The 24228-nt window shown below is 72.4% G+C and carries 23 protein-coding genes, 1 tRNA gene and 1 pseudogene; 11 read left to right on the top strand and 14 right to left on the bottom strand.

Features of this window, described 5'->3' with window-relative positions:
* Positions 1-109: 109 nt before the first annotated feature.
* Positions 110-400: a hypothetical protein gene (locus ACFC0G_RS21125; RefSeq protein WP_376405404.1), complete on the top strand. Its 291-nt coding sequence runs from the start codon at positions 110-112 to the stop codon at positions 398-400.
* 30 nt (positions 401-430) lie between these two features.
* Here the strand turns inward: ACFC0G_RS21125 and ACFC0G_RS21120 are convergent, their stop codons facing one another.
* Together ACFC0G_RS21120 and ACFC0G_RS21115 are read right to left on the bottom strand one after the other, a co-directional pair.
* Positions 431-1225: an RDD family protein gene (locus ACFC0G_RS21120; protein ID WP_376405402.1), complete on the bottom strand. Its 795-nt coding sequence runs from the start codon at positions 1223-1225 to the stop codon at positions 431-433.
* A 208-nt stretch (positions 1226-1433) separates the two neighbouring features.
* Entirely contained in the window at positions 1434-3017 is a 1584-nt protein-coding gene (locus tag ACFC0G_RS21115) for an RDD family protein (RefSeq protein WP_376405400.1), read from the bottom strand.
* A gap of 308 nt (positions 3018-3325) precedes the next feature.
* Here ACFC0G_RS21115 and ACFC0G_RS21110 point away from each other — a divergent pair, with 308 nt between their 5' ends.
* Positions 3326-3817 carry an SsgA family sporulation/cell division regulator gene (locus ACFC0G_RS21110; protein ID WP_376405398.1) on the top strand — a complete coding sequence of 164 codons (492 nt, stop codon included), beginning with the start codon at positions 3326-3328 and terminating at the stop codon, positions 3815-3817.
* A 35-nt stretch (positions 3818-3852) separates the two neighbouring features.
* Here ACFC0G_RS21110 and ACFC0G_RS21105 read toward each other — a convergent pair whose 3' ends face one another.
* A complete protein-coding gene (locus ACFC0G_RS21105) occupies positions 3853-5220 on the bottom strand; it encodes an FAD-binding oxidoreductase (protein ID WP_376405396.1) in 1368 nt (455 codons plus the stop codon).
* A gap of 98 nt (positions 5221-5318) precedes the next feature.
* On the opposite strand from ACFC0G_RS21105, the gene ACFC0G_RS21100 reads away from it, so the two are divergent.
* Positions 5319-6779: a hypothetical protein gene (locus ACFC0G_RS21100; protein WP_376405394.1), complete on the top strand. Its 1461-nt coding sequence runs from the start codon at positions 5319-5321 to the stop codon at positions 6777-6779.
* 199 nt (positions 6780-6978) lie between these two features.
* Positions 6979-7800: pseudogene (locus ACFC0G_RS21095) on the top strand (IS5 family transposase).
* Between the two features lie 84 nt (positions 7801-7884).
* Here ACFC0G_RS21095 and hppD read toward each other — a convergent pair.
* On the bottom strand, positions 7885-9030 hold the full coding sequence (gene hppD / locus ACFC0G_RS21090; protein ID WP_376405392.1) for a 4-hydroxyphenylpyruvate dioxygenase: 1146 nt from the start codon (positions 9028-9030) through the stop codon (positions 7885-7887).
* 121 nt (positions 9031-9151) lie between these two features.
* On the opposite strand from hppD, the gene ACFC0G_RS21085 reads away from it, so the two are divergent.
* From ACFC0G_RS21085 to ACFC0G_RS21070, 4 genes are all read left to right on the top strand, one after another.
* Entirely contained in the window at positions 9152-9619 is a 468-nt protein-coding gene (locus ACFC0G_RS21085) for an Lrp/AsnC family transcriptional regulator (RefSeq protein WP_024761701.1), read from the top strand.
* A gap of 184 nt (positions 9620-9803) precedes the next feature.
* Positions 9804-10385 carry an ArsR/SmtB family transcription factor gene (locus tag ACFC0G_RS21080; RefSeq protein WP_376405389.1) on the top strand — a complete coding sequence of 194 codons (582 nt, stop codon included), beginning with the start codon at positions 9804-9806 and terminating at the stop codon, positions 10383-10385.
* A 54-nt stretch (positions 10386-10439) separates the two neighbouring features.
* Complete coding sequence (locus ACFC0G_RS21075; protein ID WP_376405388.1) at positions 10440-10634, top strand: hypothetical protein; 195 nt, start codon at positions 10440-10442, stop codon at positions 10632-10634.
* Entirely contained in the window at positions 10631-12034 is a 1404-nt protein-coding gene (locus ACFC0G_RS21070) for an MFS transporter (protein WP_376405386.1), read from the top strand. Before ACFC0G_RS21075 ends, ACFC0G_RS21070 begins: the two co-directional genes overlap by 4 nt.
* Here the strand turns inward: ACFC0G_RS21070 and ACFC0G_RS21065 are convergent.
* Positions 11967-12761: a S16 family serine protease gene (locus ACFC0G_RS21065; RefSeq protein ID WP_376405384.1), complete on the bottom strand. Its 795-nt coding sequence runs from the start codon at positions 12759-12761 to the stop codon at positions 11967-11969. The genes ACFC0G_RS21070 and ACFC0G_RS21065 overlap by 68 nt on opposite strands.
* A gap of 9 nt (positions 12762-12770) precedes the next feature.
* Positions 12771-13922: an alpha/beta hydrolase family protein gene (locus tag ACFC0G_RS21060; RefSeq protein ID WP_376405382.1), complete on the bottom strand. Its 1152-nt coding sequence runs from the start codon at positions 13920-13922 to the stop codon at positions 12771-12773.
* Positions 13923-14008: 86 nt separating this feature from the next.
* Here ACFC0G_RS21060 and ACFC0G_RS21055 point away from each other — a divergent pair, with 86 nt between their 5' ends.
* Entirely contained in the window at positions 14009-14974 is a 966-nt protein-coding gene (locus ACFC0G_RS21055; RefSeq protein ID WP_376405380.1) for an ArsR/SmtB family transcription factor, read from the top strand.
* A 57-nt stretch (positions 14975-15031) separates the two neighbouring features.
* On the opposite strand, the gene ACFC0G_RS21050 is transcribed toward ACFC0G_RS21055, so the two are convergent.
* From ACFC0G_RS21050 to ACFC0G_RS21015, 8 genes are all read right to left on the bottom strand, one after another.
* Positions 15032-15673: an IclR family transcriptional regulator gene (locus ACFC0G_RS21050; RefSeq protein ID WP_017237054.1), complete on the bottom strand. Its 642-nt coding sequence runs from the start codon at positions 15671-15673 to the stop codon at positions 15032-15034.
* Between the two features lie 460 nt (positions 15674-16133).
* The gene (locus tag ACFC0G_RS21045; RefSeq protein WP_376405378.1) at positions 16134-17924 is read right to left on the bottom strand and encodes a DEAD/DEAH box helicase; all 1791 of its coding nucleotides are present in this window, start codon (positions 17922-17924) and stop codon (positions 16134-16136) included.
* A 104-nt stretch (positions 17925-18028) separates the two neighbouring features.
* The gene (locus ACFC0G_RS21040; protein ID WP_376405376.1) at positions 18029-18418 is read right to left on the bottom strand and encodes a type II toxin-antitoxin system death-on-curing family toxin; all 390 of its coding nucleotides are present in this window, start codon (positions 18416-18418) and stop codon (positions 18029-18031) included.
* Complete coding sequence (locus tag ACFC0G_RS21035) at positions 18415-18615, bottom strand: CopG family transcriptional regulator (RefSeq protein ID WP_376405374.1); 201 nt, start codon at positions 18613-18615, stop codon at positions 18415-18417. The genes ACFC0G_RS21040 and ACFC0G_RS21035 overlap by 4 nt, the downstream gene beginning before the upstream one ends.
* Positions 18616-18658: 43 nt before the next feature.
* On the bottom strand, positions 18659-20152 hold the full coding sequence (locus ACFC0G_RS21030; protein ID WP_376405372.1) for an MFS transporter: 1494 nt from the start codon (positions 20150-20152) through the stop codon (positions 18659-18661).
* Between the two features lie 187 nt (positions 20153-20339).
* Positions 20340-21125 carry an ABC transporter permease gene (locus tag ACFC0G_RS21025; RefSeq protein ID WP_376405370.1) on the bottom strand — a complete coding sequence of 262 codons (786 nt, stop codon included), beginning with the start codon at positions 21123-21125 and terminating at the stop codon, positions 20340-20342.
* A complete protein-coding gene (locus ACFC0G_RS21020) occupies positions 21122-22105 on the bottom strand; it encodes an ATP-binding cassette domain-containing protein (RefSeq protein WP_376405368.1) in 984 nt (327 codons plus the stop codon). The genes ACFC0G_RS21025 and ACFC0G_RS21020 overlap by 4 nt, the downstream gene beginning before the upstream one ends.
* A gap of 140 nt (positions 22106-22245) precedes the next feature.
* Positions 22246-22917: a DUF4097 family beta strand repeat-containing protein gene (locus ACFC0G_RS21015; protein ID WP_376405366.1), complete on the bottom strand. Its 672-nt coding sequence runs from the start codon at positions 22915-22917 to the stop codon at positions 22246-22248.
* Between the two features lie 256 nt (positions 22918-23173).
* On the opposite strand from ACFC0G_RS21015, the gene ACFC0G_RS21010 reads away from it, so the two are divergent.
* Positions 23174-23929, top strand: a complete 756-nt coding sequence (locus ACFC0G_RS21010) for a helix-turn-helix domain-containing protein (protein WP_376405364.1) — start codon at positions 23174-23176, stop codon at positions 23927-23929.
* Positions 23930-24088: 159 nt separating this feature from the next.
* Positions 24089-24160: transfer RNA gene (locus ACFC0G_RS21005), tRNA-Cys, on the top strand.
* Positions 24161-24228 lie beyond the last annotated feature (68 nt).

Raw genomic sequence — 24228 nt, 5'->3', positions numbered from 1 at the left:
GCGCCCCCCGTGCACCGGCACGGTGGGTTAGGTCACGCTTACCACTGGTTCCCTCCGGGCATCCACCGTCATAGAGTCGAACCGATGTCCTGAGGGGGCGGTACCTGTCATGCAGCGACCGAACGCCGCACAGCTCGCCTACGGTTCGGCCACCGTCGTCCTCGCGACCGTCGCCCTGCTGTTGCTCTCCCGTACGACGACGACCCTCGGGATCGCGGTGATCTGCGCCGCGGGCCTGCTGCTGGGCGTGCTCGTGGCGGTGACGATGCCGGTACGGACGAGACCCGTCAAGACCTCCGCGGCGCCGGTTCCGACCGCTCCCGCCGCCCTCGGGAACGAAGAGATCCGGATACCGGCCGCGCGCGTGGGCGCGGGCGCCGATACCCGGATCGGTTCGTGACGGTTCGTCCGTACTCGTACCGGACGGGTTCTACTGCGCGGTGACGACCACCACCGTCTTCGCCGCCTTGTCGTGCAGACCCTGCTTGTAGGGCTTGTCGACCAGGATGAGGATCAGCAGGAGCAACGGCCACAGGCAGGCGCAGCAGACCAGCGCGGGCACCCACAGCACGACGGCCCGCAGCAGCGACTGGTTCATCGGGGGCGTCGAGCCGTCGTTGAGCATCGCGACCCGGAGCTTCAGCAGCTTCTTGCCGAGCGTCTGGCCGCCCTTGGCCACCATCACGGTGTCGTAGGCGACGAACGCGACGATCGTGAGGAGCTGGAAGACCAGCTGGCTGCCGCCGTTGAAGCTGTTGACCGTGTCGCCGAAGTCGTTGCCGTCGTCGGTCACGCGCTTGTAGACGTCGAACGGGATGCCGATGAGCGCCAGCGGCACCGCGACGATCAGCCAGTCGATCAGGCGGGCCAGGATGCGCCGGCCGGACTCGGCGAGCGGCGGCATCCCGGAGAGCGGATCGGTCCCGCCGTAGCCACCGCCGTAACCGCTCCCGTACGGAGGCGGGGGCGGCGGCATGTTGTCGTACGGGGAACCGGGCGGGGAGCCGTAGGGGTTCCCGGGCGGGGGGCCGCCCGGGGGCGGTCCCGACGGAGGGGGTCCGCCCGGGGGCGGGCCCGACGGGGGCGGTCCGCCCGGCGGCCGGCCCGGCGGGGGCGTTCCGTCGGGCGGTGGCTGGCCGGCGGAGGGCGGGTTGGGCTCCTGCGGCCTCTTGAGGAACGGGTCCTCCTCGGGCGGCTGGCCGGACGGCGGCTGGTCGGTGCTCATGGGGGCAGTGCATCCCGGGGGCGACCACCCCGCAAGGAATCATCGCCCGTTCGGGGGACCGCCTCCGCCGACCGGCCCTGAACCGGCGGACCGGCGGACCGGCGGACCGGCGGACCGGCGGACCGGCGGACCGGCGGACCGGCGGTCCGACCGGCCCCGGACCACCGAACCGGCCGGCCCCGGACGACCCGGACGCCCTGGACGCCCTCTAGCGGGCGACGAAGGTGCGGGCCGCCTTGTCGTGCCAGCACTGGCGCCAGGGCCGGTCGAAGAGGCACCACAGGACGTTGAGGACGCCGATGACCAGGAGGCCCAGGACGCTGTAGACGAGCCAGCGCCGCAGGGCCGCGCCGAACCGCGGCGGCTGGTGCGACTCGATGTCCCGCACCTCGAGCCCGCACAGCTTCTTGCCCAGGGTGCGCCCCCACTTGGCGGTGGGCAGCGCCTCGTACAGGACGCCGATGACGAACAGCGAGGCGAGCGCGATGCCGAACTGCACGGAGGTCGTCGAGTCCAGGAGCCAGACCTGGACGGTGGTGCCGGACTGCTTGGCCGCCTCGATCTTGCCGTCGATGTGGTCGAGGGCTGCGGTCACGAAGGGGACGGCCGCGGCGCCGACGAGCGCGCCCAGGACGAGGGTGTCGATCAGCCGGGCCAGCAGGCGCCTGCCGAGACCCGCGGGGCGGGCGGAGGCCTGGGCGCGGGCCGCCTGCTGGAACACGTCCTCGACCGGCGGCTTCCACGGCAGGACCGGCTGCTGCGGCTCCTGTTGCGCCTGGGGGTGGGGCTGGGGCTGAGGTCGGGGCTGGGGCTGAGGTCGGGGCTGGGGCTGAGGCTGAGGTCGCGGCTGGGGTTGAGCCTGGGGCTGGGGCTGCTGGGCCCAGGAGGGTGTGGAGGGGGCGGGGGCGGGCGCCTGGGCCACGGGCTCGGGGGCCGGCTGCGGCTGCGGCACGGGGGCGGGCGCGGGGGTGACGGGCATGCCGCCGAGGCGCGCGGCTCCCCCGGCCGACCGGGGGTCCGCCGCCGGGGCGGGGGCCGGAGCGGGCGCGGGAGCCGGCGCGGCGGCGCGGGGCTCGACCGGCTCGCCCGCGCCCGCCACGGGCCACTCGGCCGGGCTGCGGGGGTCGGGGACGGCAGGGGCCTGCCGCTGCGGCAGGGCCTGGGCCGGGGCCTGGGCCGCCGGGGCTTGAGCCGGGGCCTGGGCCTCCGGCTGCGCCTGGGGCGCGCCCCAGGCGACCTTCTGGTCGCGGTCGCCGCCGAAGCCGGTCTGCCGGGAGGTGTCCGCCTGCCAGGCCGAGGAGGGCTCCGGCGTCGCCGGCGCCTCGTCGATGTCGTCGAAGAAGACGGGTCCCGTCTCCTCGACCGCCGGCACGGGAGCCGCGGGAAGGGCCGCCGGGACGGGCGCCGGGGCCAGAGCCGGGCTGTGGGCCTGGTGCTGCGCCGCGCTCGGGGCCTGATGCGGGGCCTGATGCTGAGCCTGGTTCTGGGCCTGGTGCTGGGCCTGGTTCTGGCTCGGTACGGGAGCGTGGTGTTGGGCCGGCGCGAGGTTCCGCGCCGCCGCCGGGTACTCCGCGACCACCGGCGCGGGCGCCGGGCCGGAGGCCAGGATCGGACCGGCGGGGACCGCCCCGGCGGGCGGGTTCGGTGCGCCCTCGCCGTCCTTGGGGGCCGGCCGGCTCGTACCGGGCACCCAGGCGCCCCCGTTCCAGTACCGGATGTACCCGGGAATGGACGGGTCCGGGTAGTACCCCGCCTGCGGTACCTCTCCGCCGCCTCCAGGAGGAGTAGCCACTGCCCCGACTCCGTTCAGTCACAACGCCTTTGATCCCACGGCCGCACCCCCGGGCATGCCGCGCCCAAGGAGGACAGTAACGAAGAACGTCCCCGAGGGAAGAAAGAGCCCACGAGAAAGACCGCCTTCGGGCGACAGAGGCCGGAATTGATCACTCACCGTGATGTTCGGGCCGAGACCTCCGGGGTCGGCGGGGTCCCTCAAAAACTTTCCGAAAAAACTTCCCGAAGTCGCGTAATGAACGGCGTGGACCCCGCTCTCTCCAGGTGAAGGCCCGTTCGGGGCCCATCGCGAGAGGACGTCCGACCATGCAGAACACCGACAACACCACCGTCGAGCGCGAGCTGGAGCTCAAGCTGGTGCTCTCCCCCGAGCGCGCCGTTCCCGTCCCCGCCCGGCTCGCCTACCGCACCGACGACCCGTACGCCGTCCACATCACCTTCCACGTCGGCACGGACCACCCGGTCAACTGGACCTTCGCGCGCGAGCTGCTCGTCGAGGGCGTCTTCCGGGCGTGCGGCCACGGCGACGTCCGCATCTGGCCGACGAAGGTCGACGGCCGCAGCGTCGTCCTGATGGCGCTCTCCTCCCCCGACGGCGACGCCCTGCTCGAAGCCCCCTCCGCGCAGGTGTCCGCCTGGCTGGAGCGGACCCTGCGCGCGGTGCCGCCGGGCACCGAGTCCGAGCGGCTCGGCATGGAGGACGGGCTCGCCGAACTCCTGGCGACCACCGTGATCACCGACGAGCTGTGGCTGCGCGACCCGTGGCCGTCGGACGAGTCGCAGGACGGCGAGCTGTGAGCCGGGTCCCCTACCTCACCCTCGTACCGGAGCTCTCAGAACAGCTTTCCGGGGTTGAGCAGCCCCAGGGGGTCGAAGGTGTGCTTGATCCCGCGCTGGAGCTCGACGCCGACCGGACCCAACTCCCTGGCCAGCCACTCCTTCTTGAGGACGCCCACGCCGTGCTCGCCGGTGATCGTGCCGCCGAGGGCGAGCCCGAGCGCCATGATCTCGTCGAAGGACTCCCGCGCCCGCCGCGACTCGTCCTCGTCGGCGTGGTCGAAGCAGACGACGGGATGGGTGTTGCCGTCCCCCGCGTGCGCGCAGACGCCGATGGTCAGGTCGTACTTCTCCGCGATCGCCGACGTGCCCTCCAGCATCGCGGCCAGCTTCGTCCGCGGCACGCACACGTCGTCGATCATCGTCGCGGGCCTGATCGTCTCCAGGGCCGTGAGGGAGAGCCGGCGCGCCTGGAGGAGGAGTTCGGACTCGGCGACGTCCGCGGCCGGCACGACCTCGGTGGCGCCCGCGGCCGTGCACAGCTCCCCGACGGCGGCCAGATCGGCGGCCGGGTCCGGGCTGTCGAAGGCACACAGGAGAAGCGACTCGGTGGTGTCGGGCAGACCCATGCGCGCCAGCTTGTTGACGGCCTGGACGGTGGTGCGGTCCATGAGTTCGAGCAGCGACGGGGTGTGGCCGCGCTCCATGATCGCGCAGACGGCCTCGCAGGCGGCGGCCGCGGAGGGGAACTCGGCGGCGAGCGCGAGCTGCGCAGGGGGCTGCGGCCGGAGCGCGAGGACCGCCCCGACGACGATGCCGAGGCTGCCCTCGGAGCCGACGAAGAGCCTGGTCAGGTCATACCCGGCGACGCCCTTGGCGGTGCGGCGGCCGGTGGTCAGGAGCCGGCCGTCGGCGAGGACGACGTCGAGGCCGAGGACGTACTCCGCGGTGACGCCGTACTTCACGCAGCACAGACCTCCGGAGGCGGTGCCGATGTTCCCGCCGATGGTGCACGTCTCCCAGCTGGAGGGGTCCGGCGGGTAGTACAGGCCGTGTTCGGCGACGGCCCGTGACAGCACGGCGTTGACGACGCCCGGTTCGACGACGGCGATGCGGTCGACCGGGTTGATCTCCAGGATGCGGTCCATCTTCACCAGGGAGAGCACGATGCAGCCGTCGGAGGCGTTGGCGCCGCCGGACAGGCCCGTGCGGGCTCCCTGGGGGACGACGGGGACACGGAGTTCGGTCGCGGTCCGCATGACGTGCTGGACCTGTTCGACGGTGCGGGGGAGCACGACGGCCGCGGGGGTGCCGGCCGCGCAGAAGCTCGCCATGTCGCGGGAGTAGGAGGCCGTCACGTCCGGGTCGGTGAGGAGCGCCTCGGCCGGGAGCCCGGCGCGCAGCCGCGTCAGAAGATCGTCCATGCCTCCAGCGTGGCACCCGGGGCCATCGGTGTGAACCCGCCGGGGCGGGCGCTTCGTGTGCTCTTCGTACAGGCGCGTACGGGCGCACAGTGAGCGCCATGAAGACCCAGAACGTGTCGAGGACGGTCCTGGCGGCAGGTGTGGGCGCGGTCCTCGCGGCGACGGCCCTGCTGTACGTCCCCGAGCTCGTCGGCCAGGGGCCGCCGCGCCCGCCCGGTCCGGCGGAGCGGGCGGCGATCGCGGCGCACGCCGGCGCGCAGGCCGCGCTGCCGGATCTGGCGGCGCTGATCACCGACCGCGAGACGTGGCTGCGGGCCCACCCCGACGACGACGCGTCCTGGGCGGCGCTCGGCGCGGCGTACACGGAGCGCGGGACGCGGATCGGTGACGTACGGGACTACCCGAGGGCCGAGCGGGCGCTGAAGCGCTCCCTGGCCGAACGGCCCGCCGCCCGGGGCAACGTCGACGCGCAGCTGGGTCTCGGGGCCCTCGCGGGGGCGCGTGGCGACTGGCGGTCCGCCAAGGAGTGGGGCGAGCGGGTACGGAAGGCGGCGCCGCGGCGCTGGCCCGCGTATCCGGTCCTGATCGACGCGTACAACGGCCTCGGCGACTACGAGGCCGCAGGGAAGGCGACGGAGAAGCTGGGCGAGCTGCACGCGGGCGCGGTCGTGCGCGCGCGTGCCGCGCAGACGTACCGGAACCGGGGCTGGCGCGAGGACGCCGACGCGGCGGCGCTGGACGCGGTGGCGCTGGCGGAGACGGACGCGGAGAAGGCGGCGTCGCACGCGCGGCTCGGGGACCTGGCGTGGGAGCGGGGCGAGGCGGCGGAGGCCGTTGCCTCGTACGGCGCGGCGCTGCGGCTCGTACGGGACCACGGGCCGTCGCTCGCGGGGCGTGCGCGGGCGCTCGCGGCCCTGGACCGTCCGGACGAGGCCCTGCGGGACTGGCGGGCGGCGCTGGCCCGGCTGCCGCTGCCGGAGTACGTCCTGGAGGCCGGTGAGCTGTACGAGGCGATGGGCCTGGACGGGGACGCGCGGGCGCTGTACGAGCGGCTGCGGACGGGCACGTGGGTGCGGGCGGAGGTGGCTCTGGGGCTGCTCGACGCGGACCACGGCGACCCGGCGGCGGCGGTCACGCGGCTGCGGGCGGAATGGGCGCGCGGGCACCGCTCGGTGGCGGTGGCGGACGCGCTGGGGTGGGCGCTGTACCGGGCCGGGCAGCCGAAGCAGGCGCTGGAGTTCGCGAAGCGGGCCACGGACGAGGGGCTGCGGAGCGCGCTCTTCGCGTACCACCGGGGGGAGATCGAACGGGCCCTGGAGCTGCACGGACCGGCCCGCCGCCATCTGGCCGAGGCGCTGCGGATCAACCCCCGCTTCTCGCCCCTGCTCGCGCCGAAGGCGGCGGAGGCGGTGGCGGCGCTGGGCGAACCGTCGGACGAGCTCCCGCGGGAACTGCGGCCGGAGAAGCCGGAGAAGGCGGAAAATCCTGAGAGGAAGGCGGAGAAGGCGGAAGCGGAAAAGGTATCGGGGCCGGCCGCACCGGAGCCCCCGCGCGCCTAGGGGGTGTCTTGTCGATCAGGCCGGATCAGGGAGCGGCGTCTGGTGCCGTGGATCGCAAGGCGGAGGAGGGAGTCAACGCGGAGCGTTGGCGACCGACGACAACGCGGCGAGGCGCGGTGCCAGACGCCGCGAGCCCGGCCTGATCGGCAAGACACCCCCTAGGGGGTGTCTTTCCGATCATCGGATCGTTGGTCCGGTCGTGAGGGATGGGGAGATTTCTGACGCTGCGTGGGCGGTGATCGAACCACTGCTGCCGCCCGCCGGTCGGGCTCGTGGCCGGTGGCGGGACCACCGCCAGGTGCTCGAGGGCATCGTGTTCAAGTTCCGCACCGGGCTGCCCTGGAGGGACCTGCCCGAGCGGTTCGGCCCCTGGCAGACCGTCCACGGACGGTTCGCCCGCTGGGCCGTCGACGGCACCTTCGGCCGCCTCCTTGCTGCGGCCCAGTCCCGGGCGGAGGTGGACTGGCTGGTCGCGATCGATTCCACGATCGTGCGGGCCCATCAGCACACGGCCGCCAAAGGGGGCTCGAGGAACGTGGGCTCGGACGCTCCCGCGGCGGGCTGACCAGCAAGATCCACCTGGCCTGCGACGGCCGAGGCCGGCCTTTGGCCTTCCTGGTCACCGCGGGCAACCGCGGGCAACCGCAACGACTGCACTCAGGCCGAGGCCGTCATCGGTCTCATTCGCGTGCCCCGGCCGGGTCCGGGAAGACCCAGGACCCGGCCCGACCGCGTGGTCGGCGACAAGGGCTACTCGGCCCGTACCTTCCGGGCCTATCTCCGCCGGCGCGGGATCAAGGCCACGATCCCCGAACGCGTCGACCAGCTCGCGGGCCGCAGACGGCGCCGTGAACGGCCCTGCGGGTTCGACAAGACCGCCTACCGGCGCCGCAACGTCGTCGAACGCTGCTTCCACCGCCTCAAGCAATGGCGAGGCATCGCCACCCGCTACGACAAACACCCCGACCGCTACCTCGCCGCCATCACCCTCGCCAGCACCCTCATCTGGCTCGACACATGATCGACAAGACGCTCCCTAGGGGCGTACGCGCGCGTGAGGGGCCCGGGGCTGTGGCCCCGGGCCCCTCACGCACAGCGACGACCGTCAGAGGTTGCCGCGCTTCTCCTGCTCGCGCTCGATCGCCTCGAACAGGGCCTTGAAGTTGCCCTTGCCGAAGCCCATCGAGCCGTGGCGCTCGATCATCTCGAAGAAGACGGTCGGGCGGTCCTGCACCGGCTTGGTGAAGATCTGCAGCAGGTAGCCGTCCTCGTCGCGGTCGACGAGGATCTTCAGCTCGCGCAGGGTCTCGACGGGCACGCGGGTCTCGCCGGCCCACTCGCCGAGGGTGTCGTAGTACGAGTCGGGGGTGTCGAGGAAGGACACGCCCGCCGCGCGCATCGCGCGGACCGTGGCGACGATGTCGTTGGTGGCGAGGGCGATGTGCTGGACGCCGGCGCCGCCGTAGAACTCCAGGTACTCGTCGATCTGCGACTTCTTCTTCGCGATCGCCGGCTCGTTGATCGGGAACTTCACCTTGAGGGTGCCGTCCGCGACGACCTTCGACATCAGCGCCGAGTACTCGGTCGCGATGTCGTCGCCCACGAACTCCTTCATGTTCGTGAAGCCCATGACCTTGTTGTAGAAGCCGACCCAGTCGTTCATCTTGCCGAGCTCGACGTTGCCGACGCAGTGGTCGATGGCCTGGAAGGTGCGCTTGGCCGGCGGCTCGACGATCGGGTTCGCGGAGACGAAGCCCGGCAGGTACGGGCCGTCGTACCCGGAGCGCTCGACGAGGGTGTGGCGGGTCTTGCCGTAGGTGGCGATCGCGGCGAGGACGACGGTGCCGTTCTCGTCCTTCACCTCGTACGGCTCGGTGATGCCGGTGGCGCCGTGTTCGACGGCGTAGGCGTACGCGGCACGGGCGTCCGGCACCTCGATGGCCAGGTCGACGACGCCGTCACCGTGCTCGGCGACGTGGTCGGCGAGGAAGCGGCCCCAGTCGGTCGAGACCTTGATGACGGAGGTGAACACGAAACGGGCGGCACCGTTGGTGAGGACGTAGCTGGCGGTCTCTCGGCTGCCGTTCTCCGGTCCGGAGTAGGCGACGAGCTTCATGCCGAAGGCCGTGGAGTAGTAGTGCGCGGCCTGCTTGGCGTTGCCGACGGCGAAGACGACCGCGTCCATTCCCTTGACCGGGAAGGGATCGGCCTTACGCGCGGTGGAGGGGGTGTGATCGATGGTCTCAGTCATGGCAGCAATGTCCCGCCGTTCGGCAAGGTGCGCAAGAGTTCGTTGATCTGCTGGTCAATCTGCACAGCGGCAGACGAGTATGGCCGTGCGACTTGTACATCATGACCACGAGGAGACCGTCATGGCGATCGATCATTTGGACGGCCGGCTGATCACGCTTCTCGCGCGCGAGCCGCGCATAGGGGTCCTGGAGGCCTCTCGGCGCCTCGGGGTGGCGCGCGGGACGGTGCAGGCGCGGCTCGACCGGCTCCAGGCGACGGGGGTGATCTGCGGTTTCGGACCGCAGGTGGACCCGGCGGCGCTGGGCTATCCGGTGACGGCCTTCGCGACGCTGGAGATCAAGCAGGGCCAGGGCGCGGACGTGCGGGGGCACCTGGCGACGGTGCCGGAGGTGCTCGAACTGCACACGACGACGGGCCACGGCGACATGCTCTGCCGGCTGGTCGCCCGCTCCAACGCCGACCTCCAGCGGGTGATCGACAAGGTGGTGGGCTTCGAGGGGATCGTGCGGGCGTCGACGGCGATCGTGATGGAGAACCCGGTGCCGCTGCGGATCATCCCGCTGGTGGAGCAGGCGGCGCAGGAGTAGGCGGCGCAGGCCCGGGGTGGGGGCGCAGGTCGGGGGTGGGGGCGCAGGTCTGGGGCGGGGGGTGCAGGTCCGGGGCGGGCGGAGAGCGGGGAGACGCAAAGAAGATGCTGCAAAAAGGTCTCTGCAAAGAAGAAGTTGCAAAGAACCTCTTGCAACTCCTTCTTTGCAACTCTAGGGTTGAGTCATGTCCGAGCCCGAGGAATTCCTGAGCCGCACCCTCGACCCGCGCTCCCTGCGCGGGCTCGCCCACCCCCTGCGCATCCAGCTCCTGCGCGCGCTGCGCCGCCACGGCCCCGCCACCGCCTCCCAACTGGCCGAGCGGCTCGGCGAGTCCAGCGGCGCGACCAGCTACCACCTGCGCCAGCTGGCCGCCGTCGGCTTCGTCGAGGACGACCCGACGCGCGGCAAGGGCCGGGAGAGGTGGTGGAAGGCGGCCCAACAGGGGACGCGCCTGGACGAGACGCTCCACAAGAACCCCGACCCCGAGGTCCAGGGCGCCATAGAGGTCTTCCTGTTCGAGATGGCGACCATCCACACGCAGGAGCTGAACACCTACCTCGGCACCCGGCACGACTGGGACGAGAGCTGGCACGGCGCCTCGGACATGAGCGACTTCACGCTGCAGCTGCCGGCCGAGAAGCTGCGCGAGCTGAACGAGAAGGTGCACGAGCTCATCGACAGCTACCGCGACACGGCCGACTCGGACGCGCCGGGCGCCGAGCGCGTACGACTCCATCTGCACGCGTTCCCCCAGCCGGCGGACTGACGCCACGACCTGCACAGGCTGCTCTCCTCACCGCTCACGGAAGGAACCCGCACCATGCACGCCGACATCCACCTCCACCTGCACGCACTGACCTCCGCGGAACTGCGCCACGAGGCCGCCGCCGACCGGACGTACGAGTTCACCCGCACCCCTGCCACCCCGCTCCGCATTCAACTCGGCTGGAAGCTCGTCGAGTTGGGGCTGCGGATGGTCACGCCGACGGACCGTCCGGTCACCCTGGCCGCATGACCGTTCCGGGGGGAAAAGAAGCTGATGCAGCGCCGGGCTCCCGTGGCCCTCTGACCACCGTCCTGGCCGCCAACGCCGTCTCGATCACCGGCAATTCACTCACACTGATCGGCGTCCCGTGGTTCGCGCTCGACACCACGGGAAGCCCCGGCAAAGCAGGGTTCGTCGCCTTCTGCGCGGCCCTCCCCGTCCTCCTCTCCACCCTCGCCGGCGGTCCGGTCATCGACCGTCTGGGCCGCCGACGGGTCAGCATCGCCTCCGACCTGATCTGCGGGCTCGCGCTCGCCTCGATCCCCCTGCTGCACCGCCTCGGCGTCCTCGAGTTCTGGATGCTGTGCGCGCTGATGGCGGTCACCGGTCTGTGCCACGCGCCCGGCGAGATGGCCCGGCACGTCCTGGTCCCCGACCTCGCCCAGCGCGCCGGGACGGCGCTCCCCCGGGCGGCGAGCCTGTACGACGCCGTGGCGCGCGGCGCCCGGATGACGGGCGCGGCGATCGCCGGACTGCTCGTCGCCTTCTTGGGCGCCGACACGGTCCTGTTCCTCGACGCGGCCACCTTCGCCCTCTCCGCGCTGCTCGTGACCGCGGGTCTGCGCGGGGTGCCCTCGGCGGAGCCGATGCGCGACGGGCCGCCGCTCTCCCCCGCCCGCTACCGGGCCGACCTGCGCGAGGGGTACGCCTACCTGTTCCGGGCCCGGCTCATGCTCGGGATCATGGTCATGGTGATGGTCACCAACGGCCTGAGCCAGAGCTGGAGTTCGGTGCTGCTGCCCGTCCACGCCCGGGAGGAGCTCGGCGGTCCGGCCGCCCAGGGCCTGCTGGTCTCGGTCTTCGGCGGCTGCGCGCTCGCGGGGGCGCTGCTGTACGGGGCGGTCGGGGAGCGCTTCCCCCGCCGGGCCGTGTTCGCGACGGGGTTCCTGATAGGCGGCGCCCCGCCGTACGTGGTGGCCGCGCTGACCGACACCACGGCACCGCTGCTCGTGACGATGGCGGCGGCCGGGTTCGGCGTCGGGGTCCTCAACCCGATCCTGACGACGGTCATGTACGAGAAGGTGCCGGAGGCCCTGCGCAGCCGGGTCGTCGGCGCGAGCACGGCCGGGGTGCTGCTCACGACCCCGCTCGGAGGTCTGGCGGCCGGCTTCCTGGTCGAGCGGGTGGGACTGACGTCGACGCTGCTCGGGATCGGCGGGCTCTACTTCCTGACGACGCTCGCCCCGCTGGTCTTCCCGGCCTGGCGGGAGATGGACATCCGGCCGCCGTCGGCGGACATACCCGGCGGCGGACCGGCCGCCGACACGAGACCCGGCTCCGACCCCGCCGGCTCCGACCCCGTCAGCAGCTCGGGATCTTCGACTCCTGTCCCTGCTCCAGGGCCCGGAGGGACGCCACCGCGTCGCTGAGCGCGGTGACGGGGACGAGCCGCAGGCCCTTGGGCTGCTCGGCCTGGGCGTCGGAGCACTCCGCCTTCGGTACGAGGAAGACGGTGGCCCCGTCCCGCGCGGCGGCCTGAGTCTTGAGGGAGACGCCGCCGACGGCGCCGACCGTGCCGTCGGCCTGGATCGTTCCCGTACCGGCGACGGTCCGGCCGCCGGTGAGGTCGCCGCCGTCCCCGTCGCCGTCGAGCTTGTCGACGATGCCGAGGGAGAAGAGGAGCCCGGCGCTGGGCCCGCCGATGTCGGCGAGCTGGAGGGTCACCTTCACCTCCTCGGGGTTCAGCTTGAGGTAGCCGAGGGCGGCGAGGGTCGCCGCGTCCTGGGACTCCTTCATCTGGCCGAGGTTGTGCTTCTCGATCTCGGCGTCGGACTTCCCCGACGGGTAGACGGAGTCGTGCGGCAGGACGGCCTGGTCGGTCCGGAACCAGGCGTCGGCCACGTCCCCGAGGTCGACCTCGGTGGACGGTCCCGTCGCGACGATGGTCGTCATCCGCAGCTGCCCCTCGGTCGGCCGGACCGGGGCGCCGGTGATGGTGATGATCTCCCGCCCCTTGTCCTTGCCGAGCACGTCGACGGTCGTGCCGGGCTGCGCGATCGCGAACGGCAGCGGCGCGAACCCGACGACGGCGAGGAGCGCGGCGACGGGCAGGGCGCAGAGCGCGAGGGCACGGTGACGAGGAAGGCTGGAGAGCACGCCCCCAATCTACTGGGACGCGTACCGCCCCCGGGCCGGGGGCGCGGGCGCCGACAGATGCCGCGCGAAGAAGAACCGCGTCCCGCGCCGCACGGCGTCGACCGCCACCGCCGGCTCGGCGTCCCCGACGAGCCCGGCCCGCGCCTCCGGGGTGACGAGCCCGGCGGCCTGGAGAGGGGGGACGAGGAACGCGTAGTCGGAGAAGACCCAGTGGTCGCTGTCGGGCAGCAGGACGCGCCGGGCGCGCAGCCCCTCCCAGGAGCGTCGGACGCGCTCGGCGCCGTCGAAGCCGTCGGTGCGGAAGAGGAGGAGCGGCCGGTCGAGCCCGTCCATCGGGTCCAGGTCGAGGTACCCCTCCAGGTTCACGCCCGCGGCGAGCCGGTCGTCGGCGGCCAGTGCGTGCACGGCGGCAGTCCCGCCCGCCGAGTGCCCGTACACACCGATCCGGCGGAGGTCCATGACGGGTGCGAGGGGCAGGGTTCCGAGCCGGTCGAGGACGAAGCGGATGTCCGCCACCCGGGTGTCGATCATGGTGCGGAAGGTCGCCGGGTCCGGCTCCCCGCGCAGGACGGTGACGCGCACGCCGCTCGGGAGCTCCACCTGGCTCGCGTCGCCGGGGTGGTCGATCAGGACGACGATCCGACCGTGGCTCGCCAGGTCCTCGGCGAGGGTCGTGCCGAGGGTGCGGGAGTCGCCGCCGCCGGGGCTGTACAGGAGCACGGGGCGGCGCCCCGGGAGGGCGGGCGCGTCGACGTGCCCGTGGGTGAGGACCGCGCCCCAGTCGACGGCGCCCGCGGCCGGCAGCCCGGGGCGGACCAAGGGCGCGAGCTCGGCGAAGTACCGGGCCTCGACCGGGGTGAGCTGCGGGGCGCGCGGGCGGCCGAGGACGGTGCGGGCCGGGTACAGGACGGTGATCTTGACTTGCCGTACGCCGGTCCCGGGCTCCCAGGGGTCGTCGCGGGAGGTGTCGGTCAGGACGAAGGTGCGCAGGCCCACGGGGTGCGGGCCGGTCGGCGCGGGCAGCCGGAGGACGGCCGGCTCCGCCGCAGGGCTGGCCGGCCGGGCCGTCGCCCGGGGGCCGGGGCCGAGCAGGGTGGCGGCGGCCGCGAGGAGGGCGCCCTTGGTGACGGTGCGGCGGCGGGGTGCGGGGTGCTGGGTCATGCACGGCATCCTTGGATGGCGCGGGGCCGCGCGCGAAGGTTCAGGGCCTGCCCGAAAGGCTGGCGGACGGCGAGGAGTTCGGACAGGTGCTGCGTATCCACTTCACCGCGGACGACTTCGCGCGGGTCCGGTTCGCGCCCCGGCCGTCGCCCGTGCCGGAGCTTCACGCGGCCCTCATGATGCTGGGCGCGCCGCACGAGGAGCTGCTCTTCGGCCGCTGGCGGGGCAGGCTGTCGCGCACCCTACCGGCGGCGGCCGAGCCGCTCGCGGACCTGGTGCCGGGCGGGGTGCCCCCGTCCTTCCTCGACGTCCTCGGCGGGACGCGCGAGGAGGGCTTCGCGCTGATCCGCGAGAGCCGCCCGGAGTTCGTCCGGTCCGAGCTGGAGCGGGTGTACGCGGGCGGGGGCCCGGTGCCGCCGTGGATCCGCGCCCTGCACGGCGGGGACGCCGGGGCGTGGCGCACGCTGGGCCGCGCGCAGGAGGCGGCGTACGAGACGGTCCTGGCCCCGGTGTGGCCGCAGGTCCAGGACCTGCACCGGGCGGAGTTCACCCGGCACGCGCTGACGGTCGCGGAGCAGGGCCTCGGCGCCGCCCTGCCGGCCTCGGCGCCGGGCTCGCGGCTGCGGGACGGGGTCTGGGAGTGGCCCGGAGTCCCGGGCTGCCGGGACGTCCGCCTCGACGGCCGGGGGCTCGTGCTGCTGCCGACCTTCCACTGGCGGGGCGGACCGCTGGTCCAGGACCTGCCGGGGCGGCCGGTGGTCCTGGCCTATCCGGCGGGCCGGGGGCTGCCGCTCGCCCCTGACGGCGGCGGCACGCGGGAGGGGGCCCTCACGGGGGTCCTCGGCAGGACCCGCGCCGAGCTGCTCCGCGCCCTGGACGAGGTCAGGACGACGACGGGACTGGCCCGCCGCCTCGGCGTCAGCAACGCGACGGCCTCGGCCCACGCCCAGGCCCTCCGCGCGGCGGGCCTGATCACGACGATCCGCACGGGCAGATCGGTCCGCCACGAGCGGACCGCCCTGGGCAGCCTCGTCGCGGGGAACCGGCCCTGAGACCCGTGATCCGGTCCCGTGACGGGGGCAGCCGCCCCGGAGCGGCTGCCGTGCGCGCTAGCGCAGTGCGTCGGCGACCTCGCGGGCCGCGTCCACGACCCTCGGGCCCACGCGCTCCGGTACGGCGTCCGCGAGCATCACGACGCCGACGCTGCCCTCGACGCCCGTGACGCCGACCAGCGGCGCGGCGGCGCCGCTCGCACCGGCCTCCAGCTCACCGTGGGTGAGGGTGAAGCCGGGTTCGATCAGGGAGCCCTGGCGGGCGGCGAGGATCGCCCGGCCGGCCGCGCCCCGGTCGAGCGGGTGGCGGAATCCGGCCCGGTAGGCGACGTGGTAGTCGGTCCAGGTCGGTTCGACGACCGCGACGGCGAGCGCCTCCGCCCCGTCGACGAGCGTCAGGTGGGCCGTGGCTCCGATGTCCTCGGCGAGCGAGCGCAGCGCGGGCAGGGCGGCCTCGCGCACCAGCGGGTGCACCTGGCGGCCGAGCCGCAGCACACCGAGGCCGACGCGGGCGCGTCCGCCCAGGTCGCGGCGGACGAGGGCGTGCTGTTCGAGTGTGGCGAGCAGACGGTAGACCACCGTCCGGTTGACACCGAGTTTGTTGGACAACTCGGTGACGGTCAGGCCGTGGTCGGTGTCGGCGAGCAGTTTGAGGACTCTGAGTCCCCGGTCGAGCGTCTGGGAGGTCTCCGCGGTCACGACGCCCTCTCCTTCGGAGTGAGTGGCGGCGGGCTCTCACGGGATTGCGACGCCGGTCCCGTCGGCGACGCACGTCAGAGGCCGCCGGCAGGAAGGGGTACACCGGCTGCGCTCCGCGGCGGCGCTGCCACGGGGCGATTGCTTTTGAGCCGGGACAGTAGCGACCCGCTCCGCTCAGCGGAAGACCTCGTCCAGAATCCGGGCGTCGGGGACCGGATAGAGACGGTTCGGGACTTTCGTCGGCCGGACGAAGGACTTTGGCTGACAAGATCGGCTTTGTCGTGCATCTAGCGTGGAGGGTGCCCGGAGGCCGACCGTGGGGGCCTGCCTCCGGACCGTGTCCCCTCACGCCGGGACGCGTGAGGCCCGTACGCGCAGACTCGTACGGGCCTCACTGACATCTCCGGACCTGACATCTCCGGACCGGGCGGCCCAGGGACGGGCAGCCCCGGGAGGGCGCTCAGCGCATCCGGGTGGCCCACTCCTGGACCTTCTTGATCCGCTCTCGGATCTGGCCGGCGGTGGCCTCGGCGCTCGGCGGCCCGCCGCACACCCGCCGCAGCTCGGTGTGGATCACACCGTGCGGCTTGCCGGTCTGGTGGACGTAGGCGCCGACCATCGTGTTGAGCTGCTTGCGCAGCTCCAGGAGCTCCTTGTGGGAAACGACAGGACGCCGCTCGGCGGGAAGCTCCAGGAGGTCCGCCTCGTCGTCCGGCTTCTTGCGGCTGTGCGCGATCTGCCGGGCCTGGCGCTTCTGCAGCAGCAGCTGGACCTGGTCGGGTTCGAGGAGTCCGGGGATGCCGAGGTAGTCCTGCTCCTCGGCGCTGCCGGGGTGGGCCTGCATGCCGAACTCGGCGCTGTTGTACAGCACGCGGTCGAAGACGGCGTCGGACTCCAGGGCCTCGAAGGGCAGCATGTCCTGCTCGCCGGTGTCCTCGTCCTGCTGGCGCTCGGCCTCGGCGAGCTCCTTCTCGGACTCGGCGTACGGGTCCTCCTCGCCCTGCTTCTTCGGCTTGTCGAGGACGTGGTCGCGCTCGACCTCCATCTCGTTGGCGAAACCGAGGAGGCTGGGGATCGTCGGAAGGAACACGGAGGCGGTCTCGCCGCGCCTGCGCGAACGCACGAAACGGCCGACGGCCTGGGCGAAGAACAGCGGCGTCGAGATGGTCGTCGCGTACACGCCGACCGAGAGGCGGGGTACGTCGACGCCCTCGGACACCATGCGGACGGCGACCATCCAGCGGTCGGTGTTCTCGCTGAACTCGTCGATGCGGTTCGAGGCGCCGGTGTCGTCGGAGAGGACGACGGTGGCCTTCGTGCCGGTGATCTCGCGGATCAGCTTGGCGTACGAGCGGGCCGAGTCCTGGTCGGAGGCGATGACGAGGCCGCCCGCGTCGGGGATGGACTTCCGGACCTCGGTGAGCCGCTGGTCGGCGGCCCGGAGCACGTTCGGCATCCAGTCGCCCTTCGCGTCCAGCGCGGTGCGCCAGGCCTGCGAGACGGCGTCCTTGGTCATCGGCTCGCCGAGCCGGGCGGCGATCTCGTCGCCCGCCTTGGTGCGCCAGCGCATGTTGCCGCTGTAGGAGAGGAAGATGACCGGCCGGACGACGCCGTCGCCGAGGGCGTTGCCGTAGCCGTAGGTGTAGTCCGCCGAGGACCGGCGGATCCCGTCGTTCCCCTCCTCGTACGTGACGAAGGGGATGGGGTTGGTGTCGGAGCGGAACGGGGTGCCGGTGAGTGCGAGGCGCCGCGTGGCGGGCTCGAAGGCCTCCAGGCAGGCCTCGCCCCAGGACTTGGAGTCTCCGGCGTGGTGGATCTCGTCGAGGATGACGAGGGTCTTGCGCTGCTCGCAGCGGTTGCGGTGGAGCATGGGCCGGACACCGACGCCGGCGTAGGTGATGGCGACCCCGTCGTACTCCTTGCTGAGGGGCCCGGCGCTGTAGTCCGGGTCGAGCTTGATCCCTATCCGCGCGGCGGCGGCGGCCCACTGCTTCTTGAGGTGCTCGGTGGGCGCGACGACGGTGATCTGCTGCACGACGTGGTGGTGCAGCAGCCAGGACGCGAGGGTCAGGGCGAAGGTCGTCTTGCCGGCGCCGGGGGTGGCGACGGCGAGGAAGTCTCGGGGCTGCTCCTGGAGGTACCTGTCCATGGCGCCCTGCTGCCAGGCTCGCAGCTTGCCGGCGGTACCCCAAGGGGCCCGGCCGGGGAAGGCGGGAGAGAGGTGATGGGAGGAGGTGGTGGTAGTAGTCACGATCTCCGGGTTCGACGCTCGTCCAGATATGACAACCGGGCCACCTTACCGGCGGCCCGGTCGGAACCTCGTATGAAACGGGGTGGGGATGGTGCGGTTGCGATTCAGCTCACGTCGGTGAGGACCAACTCGCGGAGCCCGCGCGCGATGTCCTCGACCTCCTCGGTCTCACCGGTCGCCACGGCGATGACCAGGCGTTCCGCGGCTTCGACGTCCGGTCGCAGCTGGACGCCGTTCATGGCGAGGAAGGTCACGCAGGACAGCCAGGCCGTGCGCGTGTTTCCGCCGACGAAGCCGCGGCGGAAGGCCAGCGACTGGAAGAGGGCCGCGGCCTTCTCGATGGCACCCGGGTAGACGTCCTCGCCTGCGTGAGCCGCCGACGGCCGGAAGGCGGCCTCCGCGACGAGCCCCACGTCACGCACGAGCGGTGTGTCCCCGCACGCGTCTTCGGCGATCCCGACGACGTCCTCGGCGGACAGGTAGACGCACGTCATGCCAGGCGCTCCAGGAGTTCGTTCCACCTGGCCGCCTGCTCGCGAGAGGTCTGCCTCACCCTCGCCTCGTGCGCGGTCCGTACGAGGTAGTCGTCCACGGCCCGGAGAACGAGCGCGTGCATGCTGACGCCCTCTTCCTGGGCCCGCCGCCTCAGCGCTTCGGTCTGGTCGTCCCGAAGACGAAGGTTCATCGCCATACCCGAACGGTACCCCCGTGGGGCCATTCCGGTACCGGATGTGTCACGCCCGCTCCGGCTCCGCCCGCAGCCGCGTCGCCACCCACGCGCCCGCCGCCGCCACCCCCGCCATCGGCAGGAAGACCGCCGCGAAGGCCGCCGGGTGGGAGCCCGTCGCCGCGTGGGAGCTCACCGCGTGGCCCACCGCGCCGCCGCCGAGGGCCGCGAAGGCCGCGCCGCCCACGGCGAGGAGCAGGACGTTCGAGAGGCCGTCCGAGATCTGGAGGGCGGCCGAGTTCGCGCCCGCCTCCTCCGGGGCCGAGAGCTTCATGAGCAGCACGCTCGTCGAGGCGATCACCGCGCCCATGCCGAAGCAGCCGAAGGCCCAGGCCACCGCGACCACCCACACCGGCACCGCCGTGATCAGCACGCTCGGCGCGGCCGCGATCGCGAGGGCGACGAGGACCATCCCGAGGACGACCAGGCGTTCGCGGTACGGCTCCGTCCGCGGCCTGGACTGGATCCACGAGCCGAGCGCCCAGGTCAGGCCGCCGACGGCGAGGGACAGCCCGGCCAGGGTCACGCTCAGGCCGCGCTGGGTGACCAGCATCAGCGGGACGAAGGACTCGGCCGCGATGAAGGACCCGGCGGCGATGCCGCGCAGCAGGATGACCGAGGGCAGGCCGCGCGCCGCCCGGACGGTGCCGCGCGGCAGCAGCCCGCGGACGGCGGGTACGAGGAGCGCGACGCCCGCGGCGGCCGGGAGGAGGGAGAGCCAGCGCAGCTCCTGCCCCGCGTACTGGAGCAGCCCCGCGCCGGCCGAGATGGCGAGCGCGAGTCCGATCTGCCGCCGGTCCCAGGGGGCGACGGGCGTGGACGGGTCGGCGGGGCCGGAGGCGGTCCTGCGTATCGCGGGGAGGGCGAGGGCGAGCGGGAGGACGACGAGGGCGGGGATGCCGACGAAGACCCAGCGCCAGCCGAGGTGCTCGGTGATCGTTCCGGCGGCGAGCGGTCCGACGACGGAGGGGACGACCCAGCTCGCGGCGAACGCGGCCATGATCGCGGGCCTGAGGTGCTCCGCGTACGCCCGGCTGACCACCACGTACAGAGCGACGATGACCAGGCCGCCGCCCAGCCCCTGCACGGCCCTGCCGAGGATGAACAGCCACATGCCGCCGGCGGTCCCGGAGAGCAGCAGTCCGGCGGCGAAGGCGGTCATTCCGGTGGCGAGGGATCCGAGCGGCCCCCGCCGGTCGGACCACTGGCCGGCCAGGACCATGCCGAAGAGGCTGGTGGTGAAGTACGCGGAGAAGGCGAAGGCGTAGAGGGAGACGCCGTTCAGCTCGCGGGCGGCGACGGGCATCGCGGTGCCGACGGCGGTCGCCTCGAAGGCGATGAGCAGGACGACGGAGACGATGCCGATGCTGAGCGCCCGGTGGTCGCCGTCGAGGACGGACCCCTTGGTGTCGTCGTGTGCGGCACGGGGTCCGGGGAGGCGGGCGTCGGCGACATCGACATCGGCGTCGGTGTCGGCTTCGCGGGGTTCGAGGGCGCTCATCCCCCCAGAGTAAGAGGTCAACCGCCGGATGACCCCTGTCAGGGTTCTCGGTCTTTGGTCCCCGGTCTCCGGTCGGAACGCCGACGGGGCGGCGTACTCCGACCTGGTGTCGGTGTACGCCGCCCTGGGGCGGAACGGGGTGCGGAAGGCTTGGCGGCGGTGGTCCGCGCTGTCACGGCGGGGCTGCTTACTTCGGGTCCCCGTTGAACTTCGACGTCGACCAGAAGTAGCCGAGGACGGTGAGGCCGACGCACCAGGCGAGGGCGAGCCAGCCGTTGTGGCCGATCTCGGTGCCGAGGAGGAGGCCGCGGAGGGTCTCGATGGCGGGGGTGAAGGGCTGGTACTCGGCGATCGGCTGGAACCAGCCGGGCATCGAGGCGATGGGGACGAAGGTGCTGGAGATGAGCGGGAGGAAGATCAGGGGCATCGCGTTGTTGCTGGCGGCCTCGGCGTTCGGGCTGATCAGGCCCATGCCGACGGCGATCCAGGTGAGGGCGGTGGCGAAGAGGACGAGGAGTCCGAAGGCGGCCAGCCACTCCAGGGCGGTCGCGTCGGTGGACCGGAAGCCGATGGCGACGGCGACGGCGCCGACGAGGATCACGCTCATCACGCACTGCAGGACGCTGCCGACGACGTGTCCGACGAGGACCGAGGGGCGGTGGATCGCCATGGTGCGGAAGCGGGCGATGATGCCCTCGGTCATGTCGTTGGAGACGGACACCGCGGTGCCGATGGTCGTGCTGCCGATGGTCATCAGGAGCAGACCGGGGACGAGATACGCGATGTAGTCGGAGCGGTCGCCGCCGCCGATGCCGGCGCTCATGGTGTCGCCGAAGATGTAGACGAAGAGCAGCAGGAGCATGACCGGCGTGAGCAGCAGGTTCAGCGTCAGGGACGGGTAGCGCCGGGCGTGCAGGAGGTTGCGGCGCAGCATCGTGGACGAGTCGCGCACGGCGAGGGAGAGAGAGCTCATCGGACTGCATCCTTCGGCTGGTCGGTCTGGCCGGGCTGGCTGGGGACGGTGGTGCGGCTGGTGAGGGCGAAGAAGACGTCGTCGAGGTCGGGGGTGTGGACGGTCAGTTCGTCCGCCTCGACGCCGGCGGAGTCGAGCCGGTTGAGGAGGGTACGCAGGGCGCGCTGGCTGCCGTCGCTGGGGATCTGGAGCGTCAGCGACTCGTCGTCGCGAGTGGCGGCCTCGCCGAGGGCGGCTGTCGCGCTCCGGTACGCGGTCGGGTCGGTGAAGCGGAGGCGGACGTGCCCGCCGGGGACGAGCCGCTTGAGCTCCTCGGCGGTGCCTTCGGCGGCGATCTTCCCGTCGTTCAGGACGGCGATGCGGTCGGCGAGTTCGTCGGCCTCTTCGAGGTACTGAGTGGTGAGGAAGACGGTGACGCCGTCGGAGACGAGCTCGCGGATGATCTGCCACATGCTGTGACGGGAACGCGGGTCGAGCCCTGTCGTCGGCTCGTCGAGGAAGATGATCCGCGGACTGCCGACCAGCGTCATGGCGATGTCCAGGCGGCGCTTCATGCCGCCGGAGTACGTGGAGGCCGGCTTCTTCGCGGCGTCCACCAGGTCGAAACGCTCCAGGAGTTCGGCGGCGACCCGCCGCCCCTCGCGCTTCGACAGGTGATGGAGGTCCACCATCAGGAGCATGTTCTCCTCGCCGGTGATCAGACCGTCGACCGCGGAGAACTGGCCGGTGACACCGATCGCGGCGCGGACCGCCTGCGGGTCGGCCGCCAGGTCGTGGCCTCCGATGCGGATGGCTCCCGAGCCGGGTCCCGCGGAGACGAGCGTGGAGAGGATCTTGACGGCGGTGGTCTTGCCGGCGCCGTTCGGGCCGAGCAGGGAGAAGATCGTTCCTTCGGGGACGGCCAGGTCGACACCGTCGAGGACGACCTTGTCGCCGTAGGACTTGCGCAGCCCGTTCGCCGCGATGGCCAAGTCGGTCATGGGGAGTGCTCCTTCAAGGGATGGGGACGATCAGGGGCTGCGCGGGGGTCTCGGGTGCTTGCGTGGGCGTCTCGGGTGCCTGCCGCGGGCGTCTGGTGCTTGCCTGGGCGTCTGGTGCTTGCGTGGGTGTCTCGGGTGCTTCAGAGGCTGCGGGCGGTGATGTCGCCGTAGGCGGTGGTGGCGTGGATGGCGAGGCCGGCGCCGGCGCCCTCGCTGTTCTGGAGGGTGTTGGTGATGCGGCCGTAGGCGGTGCCGGCGTCGAGGGTGGCGGAGACGCCGCGACCGGCGCCGACCGCGATGTCACCGGCCTGGGTGCTCAGCGCGACGGTCCCGCGCAGGGCCTCGGCGACCCGGAGGTCGCCCTTCTGCGTACGGATCTCCGCCGGGCCGCCCAGGCGGCCGACCGCGATGTCACCGGCCTGGAGGGTGAGACGCGCGGCGGCGGTCTCGTCGAGCTTGACCGTGCCCTGCGCGCCCTCGAAGGTGACGTCGCCGAGGCGTCCGACGCCCCGGAGTTCGGCGGCGGCCGTCTTCGCCTCGACCCGGGAACCGGCCGGCAGCTGGACGGTGACCTCGACCGCACCGGAGTTGCCCAGGATCTTGTTCTTGGCCTCGGCGGCCTCGATCCGCAGGACACCGTCGGCGTAGGCGACCGCGATCTGCTCCGCGGCCTTCACGTCGCGGCTCTTCCCGGCGTCCGCCGGGAGGACCTCGACCGTGGTGTCGGCGCGGTCGGCGGCGATGAAGCGGATGTGGCCGGCCGGGACGTCGAGGATGACGGCGATCGGGGCGGTGGTGGCGAAGTTCTGCATGGTTGCTCTCCTTGTTTTTCCGGACTTCCGGCCTTCCGGGCTGTTGCCCGGCGCCGTTTCCGACAAGGGAAAAGCTACGTTGCATTCAAAGAACGAGCAACATGCACGTTGCGCCAGATCTGCATCATTGCAGCTCAAAGCCTGGATTTCATTGCAATCATCCTGAGGCCTAACGCAACAAGCCTCATCGTTGCGTTGCAATGAATTGAGCGTGAACGCTATAGTGAGGCACTCAAGGAGCACGAAGGAGAACGCGATGCCCGGTGGCAGGCTCACTCAGCAGGAACGTCAGCAGATCGCACTGGGACTGGCCGACGGCCTCGCCTACGCCGAGATCGCCCGACGTCTCGACCGCCCGACCTCGACCGTCACGCGTGAGGTGATGCGGAACGGCGGCCCCACCGGCTACCGCGCCGACCTCGCCCACCGCGCCACCGAACGCCGGGCCCACCGGAGCAGGCAGGCCACGCCCCGCAGCCCGGAGGCGCTCCCCCAGGCCCACGGGCGCGACCCCGAGGCCGTGCGCGCGTACGAGGAAGTCCTCACCACCGTCTTCATGCAGTCGGGCATGCCCAAGATGATGTCCGGGGTGATGGCCTGTCTCTGCATCAGCGACACGGGCAGCCTCACCGCGGCCGAACTCGTCCAGCGCCTCCAGGTCAGCCCGGCGACCGTCTCCAAGGCGATCACGTTCCTGGAGAGCCAGAACCTGGTCCGCCGGGAACGCGGCGAAGGCCGCCGCGAGCGCTACACCGTCGACGCCGACGTCTGGTACCAGTCGATGATGGCCAGCGCCCGGTCCACCGCCCAGATCGTCGAGACCGCGCGGCAGGGCGTCGGCGTCCTCGGCCCCGGGACCCCCGCCGGCACCCGCCTCGAGAACATCGCCCGGTTCCTCGACTTCGTCAGCGAGAGCACCGCCCGCGCCGCGGAGCAGGCCCGCGCGATCCTCCACGAGGGCCCCGAGACGTCCGCGGAGGACCCTGAGGACCCGGAGGACACGCCCGCCTGACCCTTCGGCCCGAGGCCCAAGACCCGAGGCCCAAGGCCCGAGGCCCGAGGCCCGACTGTGAACGGGGTGTGGCAGCACCATTGCAGTCGTATGGCACAGCCCGGGAAACCCTTGAGCCCCTCGCGGCACCCGCTCTACGGTCGTACCAGTGCACAACACGACCGTGTGCCCGAGTGGTTCAGGGACTCGCCTGCAAAGCGAGTTACGTCGGTTCGATTCCGATCACGGTCTCTCCCAGAGGGACGGCCTTCGCCGTCCCTCTCCCTTTTCCCCTCCCCTTTCCTTCCCCCCTCCCTACT

Source organism: Streptomyces sp. NPDC056169 (assembly GCF_042268445.1).
Classification (GTDB): Bacteria; Actinomycetota; Actinomycetes; order Streptomycetales; family Streptomycetaceae; genus Streptomyces.
Note: the sequence above shows the minus strand (reverse complement) of the source record. Positions and strands in the feature narration are given on the sequence as shown.

Coding starts and splice junctions, on each gene's coding strand:
- ACFC0G_RS21120 (WP_376405402.1), bottom strand. CDS start 1,225: ATGAGCACCGACCAGCCGCCGTCCGGCCAGCCGCCCGAGGAGGACCCG.
- ACFC0G_RS21010 (WP_376405364.1), top strand. CDS start 23,174: ATGCCCGGTGGCAGGCTCACTCAGCAGGAACGTCAGCAGATCGCACTG.
- ACFC0G_RS21085 (WP_024761701.1), top strand. CDS start 9,152: ATGGCGATCGATCATTTGGACGGCCGGCTGATCACGCTTCTCGCGCGC.
- hppD (WP_376405392.1), bottom strand. CDS start 9,030: ATGACTGAGACCATCGATCACACCCCCTCCACCGCGCGTAAGGCCGAT.
- ACFC0G_RS21075 (WP_376405388.1), top strand. CDS start 10,440: ATGCACGCCGACATCCACCTCCACCTGCACGCACTGACCTCCGCGGAA.
- ACFC0G_RS21110 (WP_376405398.1), top strand. CDS start 3,326: ATGCAGAACACCGACAACACCACCGTCGAGCGCGAGCTGGAGCTCAAG.
- ACFC0G_RS21030 (WP_376405372.1), bottom strand. CDS start 20,152: ATGAGCGCCCTCGAACCCCGCGAAGCCGACACCGACGCCGATGTCGAT.
- ACFC0G_RS21035 (WP_376405374.1), bottom strand. CDS start 18,615: ATGGCGATGAACCTTCGTCTTCGGGACGACCAGACCGAAGCGCTGAGG.
- ACFC0G_RS21015 (WP_376405366.1), bottom strand. CDS start 22,917: ATGCAGAACTTCGCCACCACCGCCCCGATCGCCGTCATCCTCGACGTC.
- ACFC0G_RS21080 (WP_376405389.1), top strand. CDS start 9,804: ATGTCCGAGCCCGAGGAATTCCTGAGCCGCACCCTCGACCCGCGCTCC.
- ACFC0G_RS21070 (WP_376405386.1), top strand. CDS start 10,631: ATGACCGTTCCGGGGGGAAAAGAAGCTGATGCAGCGCCGGGCTCCCGT.
- ACFC0G_RS21105 (WP_376405396.1), bottom strand. CDS start 5,220: ATGGACGATCTTCTGACGCGGCTGCGCGCCGGGCTCCCGGCCGAGGCG.
- ACFC0G_RS21040 (WP_376405376.1), bottom strand. CDS start 18,418: ATGACGTGCGTCTACCTGTCCGCCGAGGACGTCGTCGGGATCGCCGAA.
- ACFC0G_RS21100 (WP_376405394.1), top strand. CDS start 5,319: ATGAAGACCCAGAACGTGTCGAGGACGGTCCTGGCGGCAGGTGTGGGC.
- ACFC0G_RS21060 (WP_376405382.1), bottom strand. CDS start 13,922: ATGACCCAGCACCCCGCACCCCGCCGCCGCACCGTCACCAAGGGCGCC.
- ACFC0G_RS21025 (WP_376405370.1), bottom strand. CDS start 21,125: ATGAGCTCTCTCTCCCTCGCCGTGCGCGACTCGTCCACGATGCTGCGC.
- ACFC0G_RS21020 (WP_376405368.1), bottom strand. CDS start 22,105: ATGACCGACTTGGCCATCGCGGCGAACGGGCTGCGCAAGTCCTACGGC.
- ACFC0G_RS21125 (WP_376405404.1), top strand. CDS start 110: ATGCAGCGACCGAACGCCGCACAGCTCGCCTACGGTTCGGCCACCGTC.